Annotated in this window: 29 protein-coding genes and 1 pseudogene; 4 read left to right on the forward strand and 26 right to left on the reverse strand. The window is 42.8% G+C overall.

Annotated features, from left to right (window positions below; genetic code table 11):
- The first annotated feature begins 33 nt into the window (after positions 1 to 33).
- The gene (locus BAA9072_RS01960; protein ID WP_201712992.1) at positions 34 to 342 is read left to right on the forward strand and encodes a hypothetical protein; all 309 of its coding nucleotides are present in this window, start codon (positions 34 to 36) and stop codon (positions 340 to 342) included.
- Between the two features lie 122 nt (positions 343 to 464).
- On the forward strand, positions 465 to 722 hold the full coding sequence (locus BAA9072_RS01965; protein WP_230980721.1) for a hypothetical protein: 258 nt from the start codon (positions 465 to 467) through the stop codon (positions 720 to 722).
- A gap of 12 nt (positions 723 to 734) precedes the next feature.
- Here BAA9072_RS01965 and BAA9072_RS01970 read toward each other — a convergent pair whose 3' ends face one another.
- From BAA9072_RS01970 to BAA9072_RS02045, 16 genes are all read right to left on the reverse strand, one after another.
- The gene (locus tag BAA9072_RS01970) at positions 735 to 1,160 is read right to left on the reverse strand and encodes a hypothetical protein (RefSeq protein WP_201712993.1); all 426 of its coding nucleotides are present in this window, start codon (positions 1,158 to 1,160) and stop codon (positions 735 to 737) included.
- 490 nt (positions 1,161 to 1,650) lie between these two features.
- A complete protein-coding gene (locus BAA9072_RS01975; protein ID WP_201712994.1) occupies positions 1,651 to 1,836 on the reverse strand; it encodes a tautomerase family protein in 186 nt (61 codons plus the stop codon).
- Between the two features lie 58 nt (positions 1,837 to 1,894).
- Positions 1,895 to 3,175 (reverse strand): TRAP transporter large permease, encoded by a 1,281-nt coding sequence (locus tag BAA9072_RS01980; protein WP_201712995.1) that lies wholly within the window; start codon positions 3,173 to 3,175, stop codon positions 1,895 to 1,897.
- Positions 3,172 to 3,702: a TRAP transporter small permease gene (locus BAA9072_RS01985; protein WP_201712996.1), complete on the reverse strand. Its 531-nt coding sequence runs from the start codon at positions 3,700 to 3,702 to the stop codon at positions 3,172 to 3,174. Before BAA9072_RS01985 ends, BAA9072_RS01980 begins: the two co-directional genes overlap by 4 nt.
- Before the next feature lie 18 nt (positions 3,703 to 3,720).
- Positions 3,721 to 4,740 (reverse strand): TRAP transporter substrate-binding protein, encoded by a 1,020-nt coding sequence (locus BAA9072_RS01990; RefSeq protein WP_201713198.1) that lies wholly within the window; start codon positions 4,738 to 4,740, stop codon positions 3,721 to 3,723.
- A 183-nt stretch (positions 4,741 to 4,923) separates the two neighbouring features.
- A complete protein-coding gene (locus BAA9072_RS01995; RefSeq protein ID WP_201712997.1) occupies positions 4,924 to 5,721 on the reverse strand; it encodes a 2-keto-4-pentenoate hydratase in 798 nt (265 codons plus the stop codon).
- A gap of 3 nt (positions 5,722 to 5,724) precedes the next feature.
- On the reverse strand, positions 5,725 to 6,753 hold the full coding sequence (gene dmpG / locus BAA9072_RS02000) for a 4-hydroxy-2-oxovalerate aldolase (protein WP_201712998.1): 1,029 nt from the start codon (positions 6,751 to 6,753) through the stop codon (positions 5,725 to 5,727).
- A 10-nt stretch (positions 6,754 to 6,763) separates the two neighbouring features.
- Positions 6,764 to 7,654 carry an acetaldehyde dehydrogenase (acetylating) gene (locus tag BAA9072_RS02005; protein WP_201712999.1) on the reverse strand — a complete coding sequence of 297 codons (891 nt, stop codon included), beginning with the start codon at positions 7,652 to 7,654 and terminating at the stop codon, positions 6,764 to 6,766.
- Positions 7,655 to 7,667: 13 nt separating this feature from the next.
- Positions 7,668 to 8,447 (reverse strand): 2-keto-4-pentenoate hydratase, encoded by a 780-nt coding sequence (locus tag BAA9072_RS02010; protein ID WP_201713000.1) that lies wholly within the window; start codon positions 8,445 to 8,447, stop codon positions 7,668 to 7,670.
- A 56-nt stretch (positions 8,448 to 8,503) separates the two neighbouring features.
- The gene (locus tag BAA9072_RS02015; RefSeq protein WP_201713001.1) at positions 8,504 to 9,964 is read right to left on the reverse strand and encodes an aldehyde dehydrogenase; all 1,461 of its coding nucleotides are present in this window, start codon (positions 9,962 to 9,964) and stop codon (positions 8,504 to 8,506) included.
- Complete coding sequence (locus BAA9072_RS02020; protein WP_201713002.1) at positions 9,961 to 10,440, reverse strand: RidA family protein; 480 nt, start codon at positions 10,438 to 10,440, stop codon at positions 9,961 to 9,963. Before BAA9072_RS02020 ends, BAA9072_RS02015 begins: the two co-directional genes overlap by 4 nt.
- 4 nt (positions 10,441 to 10,444) lie before the next feature.
- Positions 10,445 to 11,455 carry an amidohydrolase family protein gene (locus BAA9072_RS02025; protein WP_201713003.1) on the reverse strand — a complete coding sequence of 337 codons (1,011 nt, stop codon included), beginning with the start codon at positions 11,453 to 11,455 and terminating at the stop codon, positions 10,445 to 10,447.
- Complete coding sequence (locus BAA9072_RS02030; protein WP_201713004.1) at positions 11,440 to 11,979, reverse strand: 3-hydroxyanthranilate 3,4-dioxygenase; 540 nt, start codon at positions 11,977 to 11,979, stop codon at positions 11,440 to 11,442. The genes BAA9072_RS02025 and BAA9072_RS02030 overlap by 16 nt, the downstream gene beginning before the upstream one ends.
- Positions 11,980 to 12,075: 96 nt before the next feature.
- Positions 12,076 to 12,633: an NADPH-dependent FMN reductase gene (locus BAA9072_RS02035; protein ID WP_201713005.1), complete on the reverse strand. Its 558-nt coding sequence runs from the start codon at positions 12,631 to 12,633 to the stop codon at positions 12,076 to 12,078.
- Positions 12,634 to 12,645: 12 nt separating this feature from the next.
- Complete coding sequence (locus tag BAA9072_RS02040; protein ID WP_201713006.1) at positions 12,646 to 13,209, reverse strand: FAD synthetase; 564 nt, start codon at positions 13,207 to 13,209, stop codon at positions 12,646 to 12,648.
- A gap of 27 nt (positions 13,210 to 13,236) precedes the next feature.
- Complete coding sequence (locus BAA9072_RS02045; protein WP_201713007.1) at positions 13,237 to 14,718, reverse strand: 4-hydroxyphenylacetate 3-hydroxylase family protein; 1,482 nt, start codon at positions 14,716 to 14,718, stop codon at positions 13,237 to 13,239.
- A 197-nt stretch (positions 14,719 to 14,915) separates the two neighbouring features.
- Here BAA9072_RS02045 and BAA9072_RS02050 point away from each other — a divergent pair, with 197 nt between their 5' ends.
- Positions 14,916 to 15,539: a Crp/Fnr family transcriptional regulator gene (locus BAA9072_RS02050; RefSeq protein WP_201713008.1), complete on the forward strand. Its 624-nt coding sequence runs from the start codon at positions 14,916 to 14,918 to the stop codon at positions 15,537 to 15,539.
- Here BAA9072_RS02050 and BAA9072_RS02055 read toward each other — a convergent pair.
- From BAA9072_RS02055 to BAA9072_RS02080, 6 genes are all read right to left on the reverse strand, one after another.
- Positions 15,536 to 16,159: a Crp/Fnr family transcriptional regulator gene (locus BAA9072_RS02055; protein WP_201713009.1), complete on the reverse strand. Its 624-nt coding sequence runs from the start codon at positions 16,157 to 16,159 to the stop codon at positions 15,536 to 15,538. The two genes, BAA9072_RS02050 and BAA9072_RS02055, sit on opposite strands and share 4 nt — an antisense overlap.
- Before the next feature lie 218 nt (positions 16,160 to 16,377).
- Entirely contained in the window at positions 16,378 to 16,551 is a 174-nt protein-coding gene (locus BAA9072_RS02060) for a hypothetical protein (protein ID WP_230980722.1), read from the reverse strand.
- Positions 16,552 to 16,607: 56 nt separating this feature from the next.
- Positions 16,608 to 17,141, reverse strand: a complete 534-nt coding sequence (locus BAA9072_RS02065) for a hypothetical protein (protein ID WP_201713011.1) — start codon at positions 17,139 to 17,141, stop codon at positions 16,608 to 16,610.
- 203 nt (positions 17,142 to 17,344) lie between these two features.
- Positions 17,345 to 18,409: a replicative DNA helicase gene (locus tag BAA9072_RS02070; RefSeq protein WP_230980736.1), complete on the reverse strand. Its 1,065-nt coding sequence runs from the start codon at positions 18,407 to 18,409 to the stop codon at positions 17,345 to 17,347.
- Positions 18,363 to 18,674, reverse strand: coding sequence for a replicative helicase loader/inhibitor (locus BAA9072_RS02075; RefSeq protein ID WP_201713013.1), 312 nt, complete (start codon positions 18,672 to 18,674; stop codon positions 18,363 to 18,365). The genes BAA9072_RS02070 and BAA9072_RS02075 overlap by 47 nt, the downstream gene beginning before the upstream one ends.
- Entirely contained in the window at positions 18,671 to 19,516 is an 846-nt protein-coding gene (locus tag BAA9072_RS02080) for a hypothetical protein (protein ID WP_201713014.1), read from the reverse strand. The genes BAA9072_RS02075 and BAA9072_RS02080 overlap by 4 nt, the downstream gene beginning before the upstream one ends.
- 329 nt (positions 19,517 to 19,845) lie before the next feature.
- Between BAA9072_RS02080 and BAA9072_RS02085 the strand changes: the two are divergent.
- Positions 19,846 to 19,926 (forward strand): annotated as a pseudogene (locus tag BAA9072_RS02085) (IS66 family transposase); the annotation flags it as partial.
- A gap of 382 nt (positions 19,927 to 20,308) precedes the next feature.
- Here the strand turns inward: BAA9072_RS02085 and BAA9072_RS02090 are convergent.
- From BAA9072_RS02090 to BAA9072_RS02105, 4 genes are all read right to left on the reverse strand, one after another.
- Positions 20,309 to 21,316 carry a retron St85 family RNA-directed DNA polymerase gene (locus BAA9072_RS02090; RefSeq protein WP_201713015.1) on the reverse strand — a complete coding sequence of 336 codons (1,008 nt, stop codon included), beginning with the start codon at positions 21,314 to 21,316 and terminating at the stop codon, positions 20,309 to 20,311.
- Between the two features lie 219 nt (positions 21,317 to 21,535).
- The gene (locus tag BAA9072_RS02095; protein ID WP_201713016.1) at positions 21,536 to 21,865 is read right to left on the reverse strand and encodes a hypothetical protein; all 330 of its coding nucleotides are present in this window, start codon (positions 21,863 to 21,865) and stop codon (positions 21,536 to 21,538) included.
- Entirely contained in the window at positions 21,858 to 22,763 is a 906-nt protein-coding gene (locus tag BAA9072_RS02100; protein ID WP_201713017.1) for a phosphoribosyltransferase-like protein, read from the reverse strand. The genes BAA9072_RS02095 and BAA9072_RS02100 overlap by 8 nt, the downstream gene beginning before the upstream one ends.
- Positions 22,764 to 23,266: 503 nt before the next feature.
- Positions 23,267 to 25,735, reverse strand: a complete 2,469-nt coding sequence (locus BAA9072_RS02105; RefSeq protein ID WP_201713018.1) for a DUF2357 domain-containing protein — start codon at positions 25,733 to 25,735, stop codon at positions 23,267 to 23,269.
- Positions 25,736 to 25,737: the final 2 nt, after the last annotated feature.

Genomic DNA, 25,737 nt, shown 5'->3' on the forward strand with positions numbered 1-25,737 from the left:
TTCCACTATAATAGTGGGAAGGAGGTGAGAAAAATGGACAAGCAAATCGTGAATATGTTATCCGATATTCAACGGAACATGAAGGAGTTTGACCATAACATGAAAAATTTCGACCATAAACTGAAGGAATTCGGGAATGATTTGAAAGAGATAAAGGAAACGGTCAATAGAATTGAAACATCACAAACAGAAGATGTCATTGCTATGTTAAAAGTAGGCAACCAACGTTCTGAAACAGACTTTCATTATCTGAACACAAGAATCACTGATAGTGATAAACGGATGTTCACCCTTGAGAATCGAGGTGAAAGGTATTCGTCATTTCTCTATACAACGTTATGATGATTATCTTATACCTACTCTTCGTCCCCTCTCACCATGATCCACACGCCATTTCTTCGAGTTTTCTTTTGTTAGACAAATCCATGGCCTAATACATATAAGTAGATGAAATGCGATCTAAAATGAATAATAATCGTGGACAATGGGAGGAAATGATGATGTTTTTTAAAAAAGATGAAAATATGAATAAAAATAGTGTTAATACAGCATTTCAGAGTACATTCATATTTTGGGGAGTTACGCTTCTTATAAATGCACTCTTTGAAATGGCAAATAATAAACCGTTAATCAGTAGTTCATTTGTTATTTTAATTGTAGGATTAATTATCTTTTATTCTACTGAACAGATAGCTAACTACATTCATAAAAGAAAAGAGTAAAGGTCACTGGGATCAGACTGTCCATTGACTGATTATTTGTTTCTCCTCATTAAAAGAAACCCCAACCCAACTCCCCCCACTAACCCTCTCCCTCCCAATCAATCCCCCATCCTCTACCACACTCACCATATCCATCATTACCGCAAACGGCACTTCATACCCCGACAAAATCCCAGCTTCCTGACACCCCTCCCACATCTCCCTATAACTAATAAACGCATACCCATCCTCACGCCTCACCCGATCACCATCCAACAGTCCCCTCACCACCCCATACACTTTCAAACTATCAATCTGAAACTCTGACTTGTTCTTCGCTGAGGAAGCATAGGGACGGTTCTGCTGCTTCCTTTTTGAACAAGTTAAAGCACTACAAGAAAATAGCTTCATAAAAACCATTTCCAAATATCGAGTGAAGCTCATCTCTACTTTATCCATAAAGCAAATCCTTCAAGATAGGAGAAAACATAAACAAAGGGACGTATCCCACCTTTCGCAAGGTGAGGTACGTCCCCGTTTAGCTATTAAATAAGAAACTGTCGCATTTCTTCGTCTGTTAAATCTTTTGACTGAACACCGCGTTCTTTGCAGTATTTGTCCAATGCCCTTATTTTCACTTTAGGGGATTCGGCGGGTGCTGGGAATGCAAATACTCCATCAGTAAAGTATGATCAAATTTCTCGATATCTTTATGCATCCTATCATTCCTAGTTATTGTATGCCTTCTAGACAAATGCTTTCGTTTAATTGTCATTCTACTATACCATAACTCGTATTATCTACATTTCATTTGGAGGTGAAAAGAATGGATGCGCAAACCATTAACAAGCTTTCCGAAATTGAACGTAACATGAAAGAGTTCGGAAACCAAGGGGACAGGTTCCTTGGCCCATTCGAATCATCGTACCAACGTACCTGTCCCCCTGGCTCAATCGCTCTCCTTCGTAATCCCCGCGACACCCCAATACTTATGAGGGATTGGCTGCACAATCACCCGGACCTGTTCAGGTTTAACTTCGAGTGTTTCAACGGCAGTTTTAGTGATTCCTGCCACTAAATCCTTTAGCTGCTCATCACTCCGCCCTTCAAGTACCTGTACTTGAATAATTGGCATCGAACCATCACCTCTTTGGTAAAAATTCAGGTGGTGACACAGGCACCACCCTCAGCTGTTAGAATCCTAATAATCTTGGAATGAACAATGTGGTCTGTTCCCAGTAAGTAACGATCAATAGCATTCCAATACCTAATAGGAGCATTGGCGTTACCGCTTTGATTAAGCTTTCAAACCTTACTTCGGCTATTGAGGATACGATGAATAATCCTGTTCCAACCGGTGGTGTCAGGAGACCAATCGTCAGGTTAATACATATGATCACACCGAAATGAATCGGGTCGATTTGAAACCCGCTCACCAGAGGCATAAATACCGGCACCAGGATAATCAGCGCAGCAATGCCATCCAACAATGTGCCGATGATTAACAAGAAGATATTGACCAACAGCAGAAATACAAACGGATTATCAGAGATGGACAACATTGAATTTGCAATCATTTGCGGAATCTGTTCAAACGCTATCAGCCAGCCAAACAAGTTCGCCATTGCGATCAAGAATGTCACCGTAGCTGTTCCAATTACAGTGTTAATCAATATCTTCGGCAAACTTTTCCACTTCAATTCTCTGTAAAAAAACATCCCCACCACAAAAGCAATGACACTCGCTACCGCAGCAGACTCGGTTGCAGTAAAGGCACCACTCAGGATCCCGGCAATGATGACAAAGGGAACCAAAATAGCCGGCAATACTTTTACAAAGGAATTCCAAATAAGGTCCAAACTTGCTCTTTCACTACGAGGAAAATTATGTTTATAACCTAAATAGGCTATCAATCCAATAAAACCGATTCCGAAAATCGTTCCTGGAATGATCCCTGCCATAAATAGCCCGCCAATGGACGTACCCGACAAGGTTCCATAAATGATAAAAATCATGCTTGGTGGAATAATCGGCGCAACAATTGAGGATGCAAGCGTCAATGCAGAAGAGAATTCACGGGTGTACCCTTCTTTCTCCATTTCGGGGACCATGACCTTACTCATCATCGCTGCCTGGGCATTTGCAGAACCCAGGATCGAAGCTAGGAACATATTCGCAATGACTGTAACATAGGCGAGTCCTCCCCTAACATGTCCGACAAGCACCCTTGCAAAGACAACGAGCTTGTTCGTGATTCCTCCGCTATTCATCAACTCCCCGGTAAGCATGAACAAAGGGATCGCAAGCAATCCGAAATTCTCCATACCTGAATACAGCCTTTGTGGTGTTGATTCTAGCAGCATTGTATTACCTGTTAGTAAAAAATAGACAACTGTCGTCATCCCCAGCACCAAGGCGATAGGAATTCCCATCAATAAAAATACGACAAAAGCCAATATGACAAGCAACATCATTCTTTTTCACTCTCCTTTGCGGCTGCTTGGAGATTATGGACCATTTCACTTTCAATACGTTGATCCTTTATAATCTCAAGCATATTGCTTAGTAAATGGATCGAAGCAAATAGCAGACCGACCGGCAGAATCGCATATGGAATCACCATAGGCACCAATATTGCGCTCGATCTTTGGATGGCGACGGTAGGTGAAGTAATCCATGAGAAACAATAGAATAATAGAATGGCCATGAACAAGAGCATAAAAATATGTGCTGAAATCGCCACCCATTTTTTTACCTTCGCAGGAAGATAATCCGTGATGAGAGTCATGGATGCCTGTGTCTTATATTTAAGACCAAGGCTCCCTCCTATGAACGTTATGTAGATTAGAAGAAAAACCGATACTTCCCCTGCCCAGAATAGAGGTTCATTGAACACATATCTAAAAACCACTGCAGCCGCGACAATGACAGCCATTGCAAACATTAGGATAATAGCCAGTTTCTTTTCGAAACTGGCTACCATATTGCTGATGTATTTCACGCATTTCCCTCCATTAGGTTATTTGCGGAATGTATCGATGAATTCCTGAATCAGTGGATCAGTTGGTCCATACTTTTCATCGAATTGCTTGATATAAGGATCGAATAACGTTTGGTCAATTTCATAGATTTTCATCCCTGCATCACTAAGAGTCTTTTTGAATTCCTCTTCTTGTCCGGAACGGGTTTTTACTGCATACTCTGCAGCAGCCTTAATGGATTCATCAATAATCTTTTTATCACTATCAGACATTTTTTCATATTCTTCTTTGTTCATCATGGCAACTGCCGGCCATACCATGTGATTCGTCACCGCCCCATACTTGGCAACTTCATAGTATTTATTGGTGATGGAAGCATCCAGGTCCATATCCATCCCATCGATGACACCAGTTTGGATTGCAGCGTATACTTCGGGCAAAGGTAATGATTCAGGTGAAGCTCCCATTGATTTGTAAAAATCCTGAAGCGGCGGGCTTGGTGTTACACGGAAGGAAAGACCCTTCAAGTCTTCAGGCTTCTTGACTTCCTTATCCTTGAACAGCATGACCCGGTTCCCTGCAAAAAGGTAATCCAAACCTTTTAGTCCCTGGTCATCCAGTGTTCCAAGAATCTTCTTCGCGACTTCTGAATCACGCGCAGCATTTGCAGCTTCCAAATCTTTAAAAGCATATGGAGCGAACCATGCCGTAAATGCAGGAGCACGAGAGCTCATATAGGCAGCAGTTATGAATCCGAAGTCTACAGAACCTGAAGAAATTTGCTGTACCATATCTGCTTCTGTACCAAGCTGGCTCGCTGGATAAATTTCAAGTTTCATTCTTCCATCGGAACGCTTATCCAATTCTTCTTTGAATTTCTCTGCAGCCTTATGCCACATATGATCTGTTGGGGTAATGTGTGCCAGCTTGAATGTATACTTCTCACCAGATTCAGATCCAGATGCAGGCTTTGCATCGGTGTCATTGCCGCAGGCAGCAGCCGTCAGCACCAGCAAAAAAGTTACGAATATCAGCCCTAGTTTCCTTAAACCCATCATTTCTTGCACCCCTTTTATCTCCTTTTTTGAAAACGCTTCCATAATATTTCCCAAAGCTGTCTCTACCTGTGATTATAGTCACTTTCTCCTACTCAATGTGTAAAGTACTTAACATAGAAAAAGAAATTAATCTATAAATTTTGAATATTCTAAAATATATAGGCAGAAACTTAGTCACAGGAACTAAGTGCTGGATTTGCAAGAAAGTGTGACACTGCCAAGCTCTGCGAATTGGACCAAAATCGTATCATTGGGTTCGAAGCTGATCGCTTCGGAAACGGCCCCACTCAGTATGACGTCTCCCTTTTTAATTCCCTTACCAACTTCACCAAGCTTGTTGACTGCCCATGCAACCGAAGCTGCCGGATGCCCCAGTACCGCTGCACTCGACCCGGTTTGGAAAACCTCTCCGTTTTTCGACATCACCATTCCGAGCTGCCCCAAGTCCAGATCCTTTGGAGACATCCACTTGCTGCCGATGAGGAATTTTGAGGAAGAACAGTTATCTGCGATGACATCAGCCAGAGTGAACTTAAAGTTTAAATAGCGGCTGTCGATAATTTCAATTGCCGAAGCTACAAATTTAGTCACTCTCAGTACATCCTCAGCCGTAATATTTGTCCCTTCCAAATCCTCTTCGATCAAAAACGCAATCTCTGGCTCTGCTTTCGGGTGGATAAAATCGGTAAAATCGAGGGGTTCCCACTCCAATGCGAGCATGTCATCGGTCAAGTATCCATAAATTGCTTCATGGACCCCCATCATTTGCTGTTTTGCCTTGCTCGTCAAACCCAGTTTTAACCCGATTTTACTAGCACCTTCCTTCTCGCGTCTCTCGATCAATTTTTCTTGGATTAAATAAGCATCATCAAAACTCAATTCCGGATAACGGTCGGTTACTTTTACCACTTCACGACATTCTTTTTCTGCGGAATATAAGTATTCTACGATTTCCAGGTCGACTCCCTTTGTAATCGCCATCCTTTACACCTCCAGCTTTCGTGCTTTTGCCAATTCGGCAGCAACATCAAGGATCATATCCTCCTGGCCGCCTACAACTTTCCTTTTGCCTAACTCTATTAAAATATCTCTTGAATCAATACCAAATCTCTGGCCGGCCCGTTCAGCATGCAGCAGGAAGCTGGAATACACCCCGGCATATCCCATAACCAGACTGCCTCTGTTAATTTCCTGAGGCCTTGGAATCATTGGCCCAACCGTATTTTCAGCCAAATCCATCATTTTATAAATATCGATCCCTACGTCCATACCCATCCGGTCCAATACGGACAATAAAACTTCAGTTTGAGCGTTCCCCGCACCGGCACCCAGACACCTGACACTTCCATCGATTCTCGTAGCCCCTTCTTCAATAGCAGCCAGCGTATTTGAAACAGCCAATGAGAGATTATTATGAGCATGGAAACCTACTTCAATAGACAATGTATCTCTTAGTGCTGCGATTCTCTCTTTTACTTCATGGGGCAAAAGGGCTCCTGCAGAATCAGTCACATATACTGCCTGAGCTCCATAGCTTTCCATCAGTTTTGCCTGCTCGACCAATTTTTCAGTCGGAGCCATATGGGCCATCATCAGAAATCCAAGTGTCTCCATTCCCAGCTCCCGCGCCATACTGATATGCTGGGCGGAAACGTCAGCTTCTGTCACATGTGTGGCTACCCGGACCAGACCCGCCCCTAGCTGATGTGCCTGCTTTAGCTCATGTACTGTACCGATTCCAGGTATAAGAAGCACAGCGACCTTTGAGTTTTTACATTCATCGACAGCTGCTTCGATCAGTTCCATCTCATCAACGAGGGACTTTCCATACTGCAGCGTCGAGCCTCCTATTCCATCGCCATGGCTCACTTCAATGTAATGCATTCCTGCATCATCAAGTTCGCGGGTGACACGTCGCACCTGTTCTTTTGTATATTGATGCTGCATGACATGGCTCCCGTCACGCAGGCAAACTTCCGTAATCTTGATAGGCTTATCACTTTTGCGATTCAAAAAAATTCACCTAGCCTTTCGATTTGACACTCTGTTTATCAAGTATATGGATCGCGAAATCCTCAGCAACCCTGGTCGCCGCAGCCGTCATGATATCAAGGTTTCCTGCATATACCGGGAAATAGTCCCCCGCACCTTCGACCTCAATGAAAACCGTCACTTTGTTTCCATCAAATAAGGGATCCTGTTTGAGGCGATATCCAGGAACATATTGCTTCACCGTTTCCACCATACGCTCAATCGATTTTGTAATCGCACCTTCATCCATATTTTTCACTTCACAATAAATGGTGTCACGCATCAATATCGGGGGCTCTGCGGGATTGAGAATAATCAAGGCCTTCCCCTTGTCGGCACCGCCAACTACTTCCATTCCCCGGCGGGTTGTAATCGTGAATTCGTCAATGTTTGCACGCGTGCCCGGTCCTGCACTCTTGGACGAAATCGTGGCTACAATCTCCGCATAACTTACATCGGCGACCGAGTTGATCGCATGGACAATCGGAATCGTCGCCTGACCTCCACAAGTAATCATATTGACGTTCTTTTCATCTAGGTAATGTTCATTTTTGACGGCTGGTGAGACGAATGGGCCTCTAGCTGCCGGAGTCAGATCAATGGCCAGCTTCCCCAATTCAGCGAGTACCTTAGCATGTCTTACATGGGTCTTTGCAGATGTGGCATCAAACACGATGTCTGCGATTTCAGGATTATCCTCTAATGCCTGGATGCCATTATCGAAGGCAAGATAGCCCCGTTCCTTCGCACGCTTCAAGCCATCGGACTCGGGGTCGATCCCAATCATCGCCTGGAGATCGATGACTTTACTCCGTTCAAGTTTATACATTAGATCTGTTCCGATATTTCCAGAACCAATGATTGCTGCTTTGATTTTTGCCAATTCTTCCACTCCTCTATTCAAAAGTGACTGACACAGATCCGACCGGACCGAATTGAGCTGTAACTGTATCTCCTTCAGCTACTGTAATCGCCGCAGAAAGTGCTCCCGGCAAAATCAGTTCTCCAGCCTTAAGGGTAATTCCGAATTCATGAAGCTTATTTGCCAGCCAGGCAATCGCATGTGCCGGATGGCCAAGAGCAGCAGCACCTGAGCCTGTCGCAATCATTTCACCATTCTTGGATAAAATCATCCCAACACTGCGAAGGTCGATTCCGGTAATGTCTGTCATTTGCTCTCCAACCACAACCATCGCCGATGATCCATTATCAGCAACCGTATCAACAAGACCGATTTTCCAATCAGCAATCCGGCTGTCGATAATCTCAAGGGTCGGTACCACGCAATCCGTTGCCATCAACACATCCAGAAAAGTAACATTCGGACCTTCTAAGTCTTCGCTTAATACAAAGCCGATTTCCGCCTCGATTTTAGGACTGAGGAAGTTGGACATCTTTACTGTTCCGCCATTTTCTATTTTCATATCATCCAGCAAATGACCATAATCAGGTTCATCCACTCCAAGCATTCTTTGCATCGCCACACTCGTCAGGCCAACTTTTTTGCCGATGACCGTGCGGCCTTCTTTAAGCTTTCTCTTTATGACCTCCAGCTGAACGTGGTAGGCGTCCGTTACATTAAGATTCGTAAATTGCGAAGTTAACGGTGATACCGCTTCTTTGCTTTTTTCCGCCTCTATAAGCGTATGAGCAATGTTTTCGATCGACGCATTCATCGATTCACCCTCCTTTTCTACCATTTAATATTTCCTATCATGCTATGCGCTTCTTTCTATAGCTTCATGGTGATTGTCTTTGCTTCGGTATAAAACTCGAAGCTGTGCCTGCCGCCTTCTCGTCCTATGCCGCTCGCTTTCGATCCGCCAAACGGTGTGCGCAAGTCGCGGTAATACCAGCAGTTGATCCACAGCTGGCCAGTATTTACATTAGCTGCTACACGATGGGCACGGCGCAGATCATTTGTCCACACGACGCCCGCCAGACCGTACATGGAATCATTGGCAATTTGTACGGCATCTTCTTCCTTTTTAAAAGGAATGACAGTCAGTACAGGGCCGAAGATCTCTTCCTGGGCGACACGCATTTTATTGTCTACATCATACAGAACAGTAGGTTCATAGAAATTGCCTTCTCCAAGGGAGGTAATAGTCTTTCCGCCAGTTGCCAGCTTCGCACCTTCTTGTAGACCGACTTGCACATATCCATCAACCGTCTCGAGATGTCCCTTTGAAACAAGAGCACCCATATCTGTATCCTCATCAAGTGGATTACCGACTTTGATGGCACGTGCTGCTTCCACGAACTTCTCCAAAAATCGATCGTAAATGCTTTCCTGGACAAGCAGACGTGATCCTGCCAGACAAATTTCACCCTGATTTCTGAAAATGGCTTCAATCGACCCGGCAACCGCTTCGTCCAAATCAGCATCTTCAAACACGATATTCGCGGACTTTCCGCCTAGCTCCAGAGAAACCGGAATCAGCTGAGATGCGGCATTCTGCATCACCGTGCGGCCAGTCGTGCTATCACCGACAAATGAAATTCGTCTTACGGATGGATTTCTAGTCAATTCTGTTCCGACTGTCCCTCCAGGACCCGTGATAATATTCAACACCCCTGGCGGCAGCCCTGCCTCATTGGCAATTTCCCCGAGCATCACTGCGCTTAATGGAGTATAAGAAGCTGGCTTTACTACAACTGTATTGCCTGCAGCCATTGCCGCCGATGCCTTCCATGTCATTTGCATGAAAGGGAGATTCCATGGAATGATCAGGCTTGTCACACCAGCGGGAGCATATTTTGAATAAGACATGTATCGTGCCTGGTCATAATGCTCATGGTTTATGTAGTTAGCCATTTCAGCAAAGAAGCGTAAATTCGCAGCTGCCCGGGGAATATCAAACCCCCGGCTCTCCTTAATCGGCTTCCCAACATCGAGGGTTTCAACCAGTGCCAATTCATCAATCTTTTCCATGACCAGGTCAGACATTCTGCACAATATCTTTGACCTTTCAGCAACCGGCATCTTGCTCCAAACACCGCTTTCGAACGTCTTTTGTGCTGCATCAATCGCGTATTTAGCATCCTCAACTCTACCTTTAGCAACCGAAGCGAGCTTTCTATTGGTCGAAGGATCAATCGTATCAAAGGTTTCACAAGACATCGCATCACGGTATTCACCATCAATAAAGAGTTTGGCATCTTTTACTTTTTGTGGCTGAGTCAGTTTCATCCTAAAACACCCTCCTCATCCTCGACTTCAACTATCATTTCAACCTCGACGGCATTGTTAAGGGGTAGCTGCGCCATGCCTACAGCAGAACGGCCATGCTTCCCGCACTCCCCAAACACCTGCACGAGCAGATCCGAGGCACCATTTAAGACCTTCGGCTGATCCGTAAAGTCAGGGGTGCTGTTCACGAAACCAAGCACTTTTACAACTCGCTTCACTTTGCTTAACTCACCCAGTTCCTGCTTTAGAACTGTCAAAAGGTTCAGCATGCATTGTTTCGCTGCATCATAGCCGATTTCAACCGAAACATCCTCCCCAAGTCGTCCCCGGTATTCATTCGTCCCCTGGCCGGATGTGAAAATCAGATTGCCGGTCCTTACACAACTTACATAGTTCCCTGCTGCAGGGCGCGGAGCCGGCAAGTTCAGGCCAAGTTCCTTCAAGCGTTCTTCAGGTGTCAGCTGTACCTGTTTCATCAAATCAACTCCCCACTTTGACTGGTATATTCAAGAATCGGAGCGCATTTTTACCAAGTATTGCTTCCGTTTGTTCCTTTGACAATCCAACTGTTTCATCAATGACCTTACCCGGCGGGACCTCTCTTAACAGGAATGGATAATCAGAGCCCATGATGATTCGTTCATGGCCGAAATTCTGTACTAAGTAGTTCAGGTTCACCGGTTCATTTACAAGGGAATCATAGTAAAACTGTTTTGCGTAATGGCTGGGTGGCTTATCCAGAAGACGCAGGTGCGGCCAGACTTTCCACCCTTGGTCAAGACGAGGCAGCAAATAGGGCAGCGAGCCGCCGCCATGAGCCAGGCAGATTTTCAGCTTAGGGAATTTATCCATGATTCCGCCAAGGATCAAACTTCCTCCAGCCAGAGCCGTTTCACTCGGCATCCCTACTGTATACATGAGGTTGTGACGAGGCATCCGCTCCTTGCCAAGTGTTTCCCATGGGTGGATAAACAATGGAACATCCCATTTTTCAGCCATCTCAAAGAATTCAATTAAACCAGGATCATCAAGGTTCATACCGTTTATATTTGTGCCAATCTCTATGCCGCTCATGCCTAATTCATGCTTGCAACGGTCCATTTCCCGGATTGCTACATCAACATTCTGCATCGGCACAGCACCCAGTCCAATGAACTTAGTCGGATACTGGTTTACCAAGTCAGCGATAAAATCATTTTGAACACGAGCCAAAATTTCTGCTTCTTCAGCTGGTGCCCAGTATGAGAACGTTACAGGAATGGGAGAAAGAACTTGCATATCGACCCCTTCCCTCTCCATATCCTTCATTCTCTTCTCAGCGTTCCACACCTGGTCTGTCACTTCACGGAATACTTTCCCGGCAATCATGATGTTTGCACCGCATGCACAAGTACGCTCCAGCTTCGGCCATTTGTCGCCGCCGAAACGCTTCGTCAGCTCGCTGAAATCCTCAGGAATGATATGGGTATGGAAGTCTACTCGCATTTCCATTCACTCGCTTCCGGAGGCATCATGTATCCACAATTTTCACACTTGCGAAGTTCCTCGTTTCCGTTAAAGGTTGCGATGGCTTCCTTTACCTGCTTTTCAATGTTAGTCAGTTGAATCGTGGCACGGTGCATTTCATGGTCGCACTCATCACAGAACCAAACAAAGTCCTCAAGTTCGCCTTGTGCACGGTTGCGTTCGATAACAAGCCCGATCGTGTTCTCCACTCGGTGCGGAGAATGAGGAACGTTCGCTGGAAGAAGAAACATTTCACCTTCCTTTACCTCCACTACTTCACGCTTTCCTTCAGCATTGATAACCTCTACATAACAACTGCCCTGAATTTGATAGAAAACCTCTTCTGACGGATCAACGTGGAAATCGCGTCTTTTGTTCGGTCCTCCTAGAAGCATGACCATCAGCTCAGCATCCTTCCAGATTACCTTATTGTTGACCGGCGGCTTGAGCTGATCTCTATTTTCCTCAATAAATTGCATTAGATTAATCGGTACAAATTGACTTTTCATATTTCTTCGTCTCCCTTCGATTCTTGTAAAATCAGTTAACGATTCTTCTTGGCATAACCAGCTTTACTACCATTCATCTCATATCTCTCATTACAATCAGTCTGCCATCTCGACCGGACTTCCTTTTAATGATATTTGCATATGGACCACTTCATCTGCGAGAATTGAAATCCGACTCAACAAATCCTCATCTACGATTTGGTTTTCCAGGTTGAAATGATCGAAGGTTGCGTATACATGGCAAGGTGCAACGAATGCCCGGAAATAACCAGCAATGGGCTTCAACTGGTTTTCGATTACGAGAAAATGCTGATACGTTCCACCATTTGCGACAAACCCCATCACCTTATTCCTAAAGGCAGCCGGGTGGATCAAATCAAATAGGTTCTTCAATACCCCTGGAATCGAGCCCTGGAAAATAGGTGTCCCAATCACATAAAAATCGGCAGAAGATACTTTTTCAATCACAGCCCTGGTATCGTCAGAATATTTTTCAGCAGGACGTCCATCACAGAACTCAACGTTATAATCCATCATATCGAGCATTTCCACCTCGATATCAGGGTACTTCTTTGTCACTTCTTCAAGCACTTTACGGACCACAATCCCTGTCTTGGCTCCGATGATCGTGCCTGATATCCCCAGCAATTTCATTCGTTCCGCCTCCTACTCTTGTAAAATATGATTCTTCGCATGAACTCCAGACTCCCATCCCAGCAATGCTTTCGAGAGGTTGAGCTCCCCATCTGAAATCAGCTGGCGGATCCTGGTTGAAGAGATCACGCTGCCTTGAGGACAGAATACAGGTTTTGTTACGCGTACTTTAAAATATTTTTCAAGAAGTTTTAAATCTCCCAATCTATCTTTGCCAAAGCGGAAATCACCGCCAACAATGATCTCCACCGGGTTAAGCTTCGCCAAACATCCGATAAATTCGTACGCACTTCTCTCTGCATACACTTCATCAAATCGGGCAACCACTGCATGCCGGGTACCAAGTTTTCCGATTTTATCCAACTTTTCCTCCACATGGGTCAGCATCCTTGCTCCTTGAAAAAACACACGGGGTGGCGGGTCGAATGTATAGACGACACTTGGAACCCTCAGCTTCCTGCTTCTCTGTACTGACTGGCGGATTACGGTTTGATGACCCCGATGGACACCGTCAAATGCGCCAATGGCAACTACCGATCGAGGCAATTCCAACGAAGAATAAACATGTGCTTCCATCCAGCCATCACCTCCTGAGAATGCTCATTAGTTTGTAAGCGCTTCCTTATTATCCAAAAGACCGCCCTTCAACGCTTCATCAACCATTGTTAGTGTGGTCCGGCGTTTATAGTTGTTATAGAAAATCCCCCTCTTACGAATCGGATCACCTGTATAATAGCGCTCGTATTGAAGCAAACGCTGACCGAATGCCTCACCGCACAGATCCCATGCAAGTTTGAAAATGCTTACCCTCTCTAAAGAAGAGATGCCTTCTCGGCCTACATAATAATTGTCGATTGAATCTCTTAATGCCGCATTTTCAAAATCAGCTCCCGTCGGGGACATGAGCAAACCGCCTGCTCCGATAATCTGGATGACTTCGATTGCCCGGGGATACATGGTAGGCAGCAAGCCGCGGATGGTTTCTAGTGCGACGTAATCAGGCATTGCTTCCCCATGCTCGGTCATCGTGTGCTCGTATTCAGCCACTTTTAACAGCGCTCTGATCGACTCAAGTGACTGGGCAAGCTCTCCAAGCTGTTCCTGAACATTCAAGTATCCATCGACGCCAATCGTATCCGCCACCTTCATAGCCACTTGCGTTGCGAATTCCAATTTCACAAGGCCCCTGACCCCTGATTGATGTGCCGGCTGCTGACCAGCGCCTGTCATTGGATACAGCTTGTTGGCTGCTTCGACATTGTTATATAAGAAAATACGGTCCCAAGGAACGACCACATCATCAAACACCAGCAAGGCATCCATCTCTTCGAACCGTGAAGCGAGGGGATGATCAAAGAACGAACGTGTTCCATCCTGCATCGGCTCGCGGCAGATTATACGCAGCCCCGGGGTATCAATCGGAATCGCAAAAGCCAGTGCATACTTTTCATCACCTGGGGCAAATCCAGGGAATGAGTAAATGATCACCTCATCTGTCACTGGTGCGAGCGTCGCCAGCATTTTTGCTCCCCTGACAACCAGGCCATCCGGAGTTTCCTTCACTGCACCAAGATGGGTATAAGTATCCTTCTGTTCATGTGAATTTTTACTGCGGTCATTTTGCGGGTTGATAATGGCATGAGTCAGGAATATGTCGTTATCACGGAGGTATTTATAATAGTTGCGGACATTATCTGCCCAGTTTTTGTTGTATTTTTCAAAGAACCAAGAATTGTAGTACATGGACGTTACCACGACGTTCAAGAAATCCGGAGTTCTTCCCATCAATCCAAAGGTTGCCCTGGCATATGCTTCGAAAACGTTGCGACGCCTCACTAAGTCATCGTAGCTTTTCGGCACAAGGAAGGAATTATTCACCCGCTCTCCCGTTTCCTCGCATACATGAGTGATCTTATCCTGAAATTCAGGATCATGCTGCATGTCAAACAGCTTGGCGATTTCATGTATCGGCTGCTTGAAAACCGGTTCCTCAAACAAATTCTCAACCTTTTTACCTGAAAGCCAAACTTCAGGTTTGCGTGCTTTAACCGCTTCGATATATTGAGCTCCAGTCCTAATTCCCATATTCACCCTCCTGAAAATATTATTTGAAAATTCATAATGATTTTAATATTAATTTTCCATCCTAACTGTAGCCTATTTAACGTTTTTCTTGAAATAGTTTTTGAAAAATCAAAATCATCCAAATTTTTATAGAAATTCAATGTTGTTTCCCCTATGCTTATCTTAGAAATCATCTTCACTTTTGGGGAGGTAATGGTATGGCCACAGTTTACGAAGAAATTTTTCATTGGGAGGGTTATTTAAAATACGGGACACGTCAATTTTTCAGAAAAAAAGAATGCATTTACCAGCAGGGAAATCTCGGAGAAGGATTTTATTATTTACATAAAGGCCTGGTCCGGATTGTTACCGTAACAGCCGCTGGCAAAGAAAATATGCTCAACATCGTCATACCCAACCAGCTATTAGGAGTCCAGTCACTTGACCAGAACACCCATTTCACAACCGCGATTGCAGTAAAGAATTCAGTCGTCTATCATTTCTCAGCAGACGAATTTCGAAAACTTATGATTGCCCACCCGGAACTCTTCAAACTCTTTTCCAAAAGCGTCATCCATAAAATGAAAATCCTCTTAGATCGCATAAATATGAATGCGCTTACATCAGAGCAAAAGCTTGCTGCTTTACTCCACAATATCTGTGATGAATTCAAAAATTATGAGATTCCAATCTCACAGCAAGATCTCGCCTGCTGTACAGGCCTGACTAGAATCACCGTCTATAAAGTACTAAAACAATGGCAGGAAGCAGGGATCATTGAGGTAGACAAGCGAAAATACTACATAAAAAAACCAGATTTCCTTAGAAACCTGGTTGGTTAATCTTCCTGGGGGTGATTGGCAATCGTCCTGATTTCAGGAAATTCTTTTACGACGATTTTTCGTTTTTGAAGCTCGATGTACCCCTTCTGTTTCCATTTCTGAATGATTTTGTTCACGGTAATTCGGGACGTGCCAATGTATTTTGAAAATGCCGTCTGGTTCATCGAGGCATTTCCGTTTTCCTGAATAAGCTTCAGTAAATAGAATGCCATCTGCTGCTCAATGGGACTATCCAGGTGAGCGATGATTTCAGCTAGGGTCCTGAATTTGTAAATTAATGAATCTGTATAGATGGCAGCTGCCCCTGGATGATCCTTGCAAATTGCATCAATCGCATCGTTGGAAAAATAGTAAATCGTTGATGGGCAGTTCGTTACCCCGCTTGTCAAATATGGCTCCCCATGAATCCCGTGCTCCCCAAACAACATCCCGGGGGGAACCATGTTGATAATACGCTCATCCCCTTTGTCGGACAAGAGCGTTATCTTTATTTCACCCTTCTTCAAATAATAGATTCCCCGACCCGCCTGCCCTTGATGATAGACCACTTTATTCTTCCTAAACTCGAATGCCTGCCCGTATGACAAGTATGGCTCCCATTGGTGACGGAGGTAGTCCACACAATCACCTTCCTCTATGCATGCAGCTAAAAAATTTTTATTATTTAGATAATTATAACATTTATTGAAATATACTGGACGACTAATCCGATTCTTTCAGAAGAAGAAATAAAGGAGATGTTGGAGTGAAGCTCATCTTTACCTAATCCGTAAAACACAACATGGAAAAAGGGACGTATCCCACCTTTGGCAAAGTGAGATACGTCCCTATTTAGCTATTAAACAAGGAACTGTCGCATTTCTTCATCTGTTAAATCTTTTGGTTGAACACCGTGTTCTTTGCAGTATTTGTCCAATGCCCTTATTTTCACTTTCGGGGATTCGGCGGGTGCTGGGAATGCAAATACCCCATCAGGAAAATCATGATCAAATTTCTCGATATCTTTATGCATTTTATCACTCCTGGTTATAGTATGCCCTCCTGGAATTTTTTTAAAATATCTTGATTTCAACTTGGTTCCTGCCACCATACTACACCTCCCGGAAAGTATATTTTTACAAGCCTTTCAGCTGCAATGTCATCAAACATGAAATGCTGCCCAAATGTCAGTCGAGCTCCCAGACTCTCATAAAAGGGATATTTGCTGCTTTTAGATGTGAGACCAACATACCCGTCATACCCTTTTTCAATACTGTACCAACAAGCAAACGCTATGAGAACTCTTCCAACATTTATATATGAGCGCTCTTGGTTAAGTACCCCTTTTATAAACTTCTTATTTTGTGGTGAAGATTCAATAATATCTACATCTACACAAAGGAAGTCTTCATCTGGGTTTTCTTTCAAGGCAATAAGACCCCCTACAATATCTGGATTATGGTCAGTAACTAATCCGAAAACCTTAAAATCATGCGATATAGGATAAAGCCAATTAAATTCCCAACCATAATCAGGAAGGTACCTATTATCCTTTACCTCTTCTTTTCCCACTTCTCGAAAATAATAATCAACGGGACTGTTTGTAGCTGCATTTAATAACATAGCTCAGATCGCTTTCGTTTGATTGTCATTCTATTATACCATAAATCGTATAATCCACATGTTTTATTTAGAAAATTCAGTAAAATAATCAAGGGTACAAGTGGGGCATAGGGACGATTTTCATGCTTCCTTTTCTCATCTACCAGAAACCAATCAGCCCAAACATCTCACCCAACTCCCCCCACTAACCCTCTCCCTCCCAATCAATCCCCCAACCACTCCTTCGCCATCCCCTTCAGCTGCTTCGTAATATGCCCAATCGCCAGATCATGCCGGTCAAACCGCTCTTTCACCGTGATCAGCTGCAGGTAATCAATCACCACAAGAAACGGTTCCGTCGGATACTCCCGCTTCAGATTCATAATCCGCTGTCTGATCTCCGGCAGGGTGATCATCCCATTCTGCGAGAGTTCGAGCTTCGCTTTGTACACGGCGTTCATCGCCCCATGCATCCTCGGCATCTCGTCCTTCGTCAAATACTTATACGGATTCTGCCATTTCATCATGTTAATATCCGTGATACTTGAAAGAAGTCGCTGCATGATCTGCCTCGAACTCATCTCCAAGGAAAACACCATGCTCACCCCTTTCTCCCTCATACACTCCCACGCAAGCTGGATGGCAAAGGCCGTCTTCCCCATAGAGGGTCTTGCAGCAAGGATGATAAGCTCCCCTTCCTTCCACCCTCCCGTCAGCGCATTCAGGCTCTCGAATCCCGTCGAGACACCGGGAAGTCCGTCCCTCTCCATGTAAAGAGATTCATAGAGATCCATGATGATCTCATCCTTCGTTTCTTCGTCGGTGATGGTGTTCGTGTGCATGTCGATGAGTGCTTTGTAGAGGCCCTGTGCGGATTCCGGGGTGTAAGCGTTCAGGAAATGATGGGCCGAGTTCTTGATAAGGCTCAGTTCGTAATACTTCAGGACGATCTGTTCATACTGCTCGATATTCACCGTCGTCGGGCAGTAGTTGGCAAGCGCCAGGAGAAACTGGACCCCGCCCACATTCTCAATGTCATCACCGAGCTCCTCCAACAGCATCACCAGATTAATCTCGAGCCTCTTCTTCTGAAGCCCCTTCATCGCTTTAAAAATCAACCGGTTCTTCACCAGAGTGAAATGCTTCTCCTCCAAGGTCAGTGTATCCAACACATCCGCATCCAGAAGAACCGCTCCAATGATCATGCTCTCCGCTTCATGCAACTCCCGAAGCAGCTGCTCCTCAGCCCCAGGGTGGTGCAGGTCGTGTCCATTCATTTCGTCGTTCATTCTCAATTCGTTTCGCTCCTTCTTTTTCCCATGCCTCCATGGTTTCTAGTATCGTCGTTTCCTCCACCGGCGGTTCATACAGCTCAGAGATCGTCGGCATGTGCGGACTCACCTTGATATGGGCTTCAACCCGCTTCTTCACCACGTGATAATCACAGTTCTCCAGGTGCTGAAACCACAGCTTCGCCCGATCATGAGTGAGCAGCCGTTGAGGATACGCTCCCTGGATCACCTTCATAAGCTCCTTGAACTCATGGAACGTCATGCCTCCGTCACAATCTCCTCAAGTCCATCCAACAGGTCATCGATGTGCTGCATGGATTCCCGAGGAGAAACGTACGCCTCAAGGGCCTTCTCCAAATACTTCGGACTGTTGATCGTTAGCTTCGGATTGATACTCTGCTGTCTGTCAAACTCCTCATCCATGAACACAATCAGCTCCTCCGTCGACAACTCGCTCAAGCTGATCCGCTCCATCGCCACATAATCCATCGGCGTCAAGATCAGTCCTCTCTCCCTCCTGCCAATGAAATGCCCGATCAGCGCCTGCAGCCTCTCTTCTTCCTTAGTGCCGTTAAGGTTGGTGGTGTTCTCCTTCTCTTCTTTCTCTAAGTTCTTACGTCTGTTTGCAGGTTCTCTCCGTACCTGTTTCACATCCTTTTCGCCGCACGAAGACCCTCCGGAACCAGCCCCATCATCAGGCTGGTCACCACCGGACTCCTCACGTTCCTCTTCCTTCTTAGACATCCCCATCCAACTCAAATACTCCCCACAGGCGAAATCCTTCGTCGGTCTCAGCGTAAACACATACCCATGCTCATACTTCTCCGCCTTCAACCACCCATCCTTCTCCAACCGCTTAATCGAACGCTGAATCCGCGAATGCGAATACTCATCAATCTTCTTCCCATTATAGAACCACAGATCCTCCCGCAGCTTCCGGAGCGAACGCACATACTGCCTCTCTCCAAGCACCACACCACCAACCTGAACCCCGCCTTGATACGTCGCATTCAACAGAATCAACACATACAACCGAAGATCCTCCGGGTGATGAAACGTCTCCTTATCCAACATACCTGTCTCCAACTTTCTCCATCCATTCATTACAATCACTCCTATTTCGTTTTGGTTTCACCCTTTATATAGGGAGATGGGAGTGAAAGGGACACCCTATGGATAATTTTTTATAAAAAAAACATTCGGGTGGGGTCCGAATGTTAAATGAGGGTTTATGAAACTATTAAGACGCAGTAAGAAATGTAAACTCCAATCATAAGCCAAGCCTTATTTAAAATAAATCCTTATCTAATTAATGCGCTAAATTGTTGGTGTTGCCTTATATCAAAGGAACAAAATAGTGAGCCTAAAAAAGTATGATTGGTTAAGAAAATGGGTTAAATGACGGGGGAATGAAATAAAACAAGCTAGAGGCTTACTTAGGGGATGGCAGATTGGACTTTGATAATAATAAAAGTGAGAGATTCATTAAGTCGTTTGTGATTGGCAGAAAGTAATCAGAAAGAGCAAATGCAAGTGCTGTAACTTATAGTTTTGTAGAAACTCCATAAAAAAATGCTTCAATCCTCATCAATACTTATTGACTTTTTTTAAGAGCTTCCTAATATAGAAATGAGAAAAGGAAGTGCCCTTGATCAATTGGTTCTTAGTCAAGCAATCTTCCGAATTACTGTCGAATTCAACATGATAGGTGGATAATATGATAATCCCTATCTCTAAAATAGGTGTGGATTATCTGACGCTTAAGTTAAAAGAAGATATAAAATACGGATTTTATTGGGTCCGTGTGAGCTAAAATAATATTCATTACTCACTTCAATATAAATAGGAGACTCATTAAGAGTCTCCTTTACATAGATAATTCATGTTTTGTATATCCTAAGTTTCCCAATCTATTTGTTTTAATTCCTCGATAAATTTTGTTCCACAGTCAGGTTCTACCATTTTAATAAAGTAGGCTAAACCAAATAAGTGTCCGTTGTAATTAGATTTAGTAACTCCTTGTTTCTGTAAACTACTACTTACACCGTATTTCTTAGCGTAATAAATTTGCTGCCTTAAATACTTTTTTGTTTTTTGCGGAACACTTAATTTTTCATTAACAATTAACCCTGTTACCATCTGCTGATGATAACTAAACCGTACTCTTACCTTTTTTTCATTTAATTCAAATTTTTCTTCTTTAATTACACGTTTAATTAATTTTATATATTTTGTGATTTCTTTGTCCCCAGAAAAAGTTAAATCATCAGCATACCTGGTGTAACTTGCACCCATATTTTCTGCTAAGCTTGATAGTCTTGAGTCTAATTTTTCACAAATAAGATTAGATAAATAAGGACTAGAAGGTGCCCCTTGAGGTAATTCATTATTAAGTGTACATATTCCCGTAAAGAGCATAGAAAGATGTCTAGTGTACCCTAAACTTATAAATAAGTTATAAATCCAAACATATTTAATACTCGGAAAGAAATCTTTAAGGTCTAGATTGATTACACATTCCTTGCCTACATGGGGCTTTGCATTATCAACAATTGATTTTTGAGGTACAAAACCTGTAGCGACTTTAGAAGTATCTAATCTATACAACACGTTTTCAACAATCCACTTTTGGATATACTTTAAATTTTCTGATGGTGCGTTTAATTTTCTACTACCACCTGTTTTTTTAGGAATAACAGCAGTGCTGTATAATGTCTGTGCTAATTCATAATATGAATATAATTCTTTAGTTCCAATACCAATAAGTTTTGCCAAATGGATTGAATCAAAAATTATAGGTAAACCCTTATCTTCAAGACTCCTCGCATAGGTAACACATAAATTAATGTAATCCTCACTTAATTGTTCATTTTCCATCATTTTCTTGAGAGTATCAATATTCATTATTTTCTCCGTATGTTTTCTACTGGATTATTTAATTTAACTGATCACCATCACGAAATCCTTGACCTCAGGGATTTTGTTATGGTGAACCGACAAAGCGCTCTTCTTTGTTGGTTCAGTACTAATTTTCGCTCTTCAAAATTAGTACTGATACAGCTACATAGTAACTTTACATCACGAATAGCGACTCGCTATTCAATTCTAGAAAACATAAAACATTTACAATTTAAAATCTTTAGGTATATAAATATCATCAAAAGATAAAGGTTTTTCAATAAATTTCAATGTTACTGTGTCTTGTTGGAACAAGTCTGTTATAGATACGTTTAACAAGTTTTTATCTTTTAAATATAATTCAGCTCTGTTAGTCAAAGCCAATCTACCAGTATTGCTGCTTAACATATCCTTACTGATTAAATCATCTAATGTCTTCTTCATTTGATCAGTAGAAAAATTACCGAGCTCTTTAATTTCTGAGAGCAAATATGTATCTCGATATTCGTTTAAGTATACTAGAAGTAGCAGTTCTTTAAACTCAATTTCACCCATCTACTGAATTCTCCATCTTCTTAACATTATACTTAACAGCATTCTTTTTTACTTTTTTGAAAGCGGGTTTTCTGTCGTCTCTCGGGAATAAACCTCTCCACTTTTTATTTTCAAACCAAAATGAACTCAAGGTGTTATTAGGAGTATTCCTAAAAAAGGAAACAATCGCTTGGCTATTTTCAAATCCGAGTATATTTTTGGATTTTTTCCTCCATAAATCTCTTTCAAAGTCTCGTAACAACATTTCATTTTCTTTAAAGTTTTCCTGAAAAATATGGTTTTCGCTAAAAGCCTTTTTGTGCAAATTATGACAAATCATTTCACACTCAAAGTCATTTTCCTTGAAAAATTTTTCTAGATGACTTTTTCCTTCCTCAAGCAATTCAATACAAAAAATATAGCAATTTACTTTTAAAAGTTTTTTTTTGTTTTTTTTGAAGAAAGTCTCTACCGTTTTACCTGAACCAATAATATCATCTATAAAAATTACATTTTGGATATTATCAAAATCTTCAATATCAAGCTTTTCAATGTCATAACTAAAATGGTTAGAAATGTTGTTTAGTATCTTAAATTCTTCTAAAAAAAAATTTGAGCTGTCAATTTTAGAGTCATCTTCAATTCTCGAGTAAATCGTAAAATTCTCATCTAGTTTTAACTCGTTTACAATAACATTGTAAAATTCACCCATTAATTGATCTAAACGCTCTCTTGAATAATAATTATAGTATTTTACGATGTCCAAAAAGACTCTTCCTAATTCTTTATTAGGCCCTAATTGATTTACAAACCTTCCTAACTTCCCACTAAAGTTTTGGGTTTTAGAATCTTCACCCCATCTGTCGATACAAGAAGTAGCTATTATTTGTATTTCAGTTAACTGTTGTTGTTCGGTCACAAAAACCACTCCTAGTGAAACTGAAAGATGCACTCATTATTAAATTTAACATAATTTTAATTTATACGAAATATAAATTGATACTTCTTCTCATTATTCTCAGCGACAATGTAAAGTGAATAAAGTTATTTACATAATTTGCAGATTTAAAGTTTAATAAGAAGTGTTAGAGGAGAAGACTTACTTAAAAAGAAAGAAAAATGAGATAATTAGTTTTTTCTGGATCTAAAAAGGCGGATGACGGAGAGAATGTAGAGAATTTAATAAGGTTAAGCTTACTTATGAGTAGGTAAATAACCCTCATCAATTGCATGATTTGGAGGATCAATATGTTATGCATGGGATGCATGTGAAAAGATAAATCATTCGGAGTTACGAATGATTTTTCCATTAAAAATAGTTTCCACAGTGCTTCACCGCCTCATTTTTAAAAAATGGTGCCTGACCCCAGTACATTAAAACATTAACGTACTGAACGTCAGACAAATTACCTTCTTAGATTACTAACTAAACACAAAACTCCTTATCAAACTGAAAGCCCGAGCCGGCTGCTTCCTCAACAACTCCAAAGAAACAACCTCCAAAACCTCACCATCCTGCAAAACCTCAATCCGTCCACTAACCCTATTCAACAAAACCTCAACATGCCCTATCTGATAAGCCAAAACCTTCCGAGCACGATCCACCGAAACATCATCCAAACTAGTAAACACCTTACTAGTTAATCGACGCAACATCCGCCAAAGCTTAATCTCCTCCCCAGACTTCATAAACAACTCTGGAAGCTCCTCAGACTGCTCCAGCAGTGACATCGTCGTCATCATATTAGACTGGATTCCATACCCTACAGGTCGAATCACCTTCTTCAAGGCTTGCCAACTCTCCACTACAAACCTCACCTTACCGCCATTAACCTTTATATCCTCAACTCTCCCATAATACTGAATCCCATTCACAGGACCAGCCTCACTACTCACTTCACTCGTCACATACAAGGCTACATACAAACTCTCCTGCCAACCTCTCTTCAAAGAAGATGAGTCCAGTTCAAAATACATGCCCCTCTTATACTCTTGATAATCCACCCTGTCATTCACCGTTCCAACAAGCACCTTCTCATCCAAAGAAGACTCCCAATGCTTCCAAGCACCAGTAGGCAGCACACCCTCCTCCTGCAGATCCTCAGGATTACTCTCCACTAATCGCTCCACTAATGTCTCCACCAGCACAGTCGAATTCGGCAAAAACGGCAGTCCACCAATATTGACCTCATCAATACTCTTATAAAAAGGATGCTCTAAGTAAGCCTGCTCTTCATTCCACGGAAACAACACATACGCACCAAACGAATAACGTTCATAGCTATCCCTCTCATGATGCTTCTTCACCAAAGCATCTCGATAACGATGCATCGTATTAATATCCTCTTCCAACGGCCCAACCTTTTCTGCCTGATCAGTTCCGAATCCGAAATCAATCCGATACTTCGCATCAAACACATAATGATAGAGATTATGTGAGTACTTCTTCTCCACCTCAAGCATAATATCAGGCTTCTGCGTGACTGTAGGTACCTTCCCTTCTCTCTTTTGAAAAGAAAGGACAATTCGCTCCCCAGTCTGAGGATGGGTAAACATCTGCTTCGCGTTCGAAGTTTGATCAAGATCAACAAACAACGCACCATGACGAATCGCGACCACATCCTGATATTCTGGAACATACTTAGCTCGTAATATCTGTCCCATCTTCAAGTACGTCCAATACTCATAAAGCGTCGCGACATCCTTCACCGACATTTTGAAAAGCTCACCCTCAAGCATCAACCCTCTGGTCACAACTAGATAGATTTTATACGCATCCCGATAACCAATCTTCCTCTGAATCACCATGCTTGTGACCGTTCGATCCACACTACTAATCCCTTTCCAAAAGGGTTTATTCAAATAAACCTTCAGGGTACCTTGCATCCCTTTGACCTTGAGCAGCAACTCTTCATCTACTTTCCGCTCATACCTACCTGATTGACTGCTTATCTTAGCAGCAAGATCCGCTAACTTATGAGTTAGCCGCTCCATCATCCACTTCACAAATCGGTTTTCTAACGTATCATAAGTAATCGTCTTTCGAGCATTTAACCCCTTAACAGGAAAAATGGGCTTATCATGCAGGACGAGTCCATTTTCAGCTTCCATAAACAACTGAGGATTGCTTCGTAAATGCTTACGTCCCTTGCTATCTAACCTCTTAATCCGTTCCCCTCTCACCATCTGATGCTCCGTCAGCAGCTGGTGATGAGGCTGTTCCTCAATACGTTGAATCGACTTAATAAAGCTCTTAAAATAGAACTCAATCAATCGATAAAACTCCGCCAAAGAAGGATTCTCCGATAAGTGGTTAGAAGCCCCGAGAAACGTCTTCTTAATAAAATGAAAAGCAAGATTATACACTTCATCATTTACTTCCTCTAGAAGCTTCCGATAATCATCTTTATAGCTTAATTTCGTTGGGAAAATTTCAAGCTTCACTTCAAGCAATGTCTTCTCATGATGCCTAATCGAAAAGCTCGTATATCCCACTTCATTCATAAACTGCAAATTCCCCATAAGGATCGGATGATTTCCCCTACCTACTGGTTCAACCGCATTCCTCAAACCTGGATGCTCATGGTAAAAGGACAGGCTTTTATCCGTTTTAGGAGAAATCACAATCTGATAGACTCCATTTTCAAAGAAAATAGGAGAAAAAGGTTGACCCTGAACTTCCTCGAGGGAATCCGTTTCTACATCATACAGTTCAACCGATCGAACGCTCTCACCACTATAGGTAAACGCCATCGCTTCCTTCTCAAGAGCAGAATGCTTTCGATACTGTGATAAACTCTCAAATCTCGCATTATACGGCATTCCCTTGATATAAAGGGAGAAATCCTCGGTCTCAATGTACAGCAGCTCTTTCGTTTCCGATCCATTCATCC

The sequence above is a fragment of the Rossellomorea arthrocnemi genome (assembly GCF_904424705.1).
In the GTDB taxonomy this organism is placed as follows: domain Bacteria; phylum Bacillota; class Bacilli; order Bacillales; family Bacillaceae_B; genus Rossellomorea; species Rossellomorea arthrocnemi.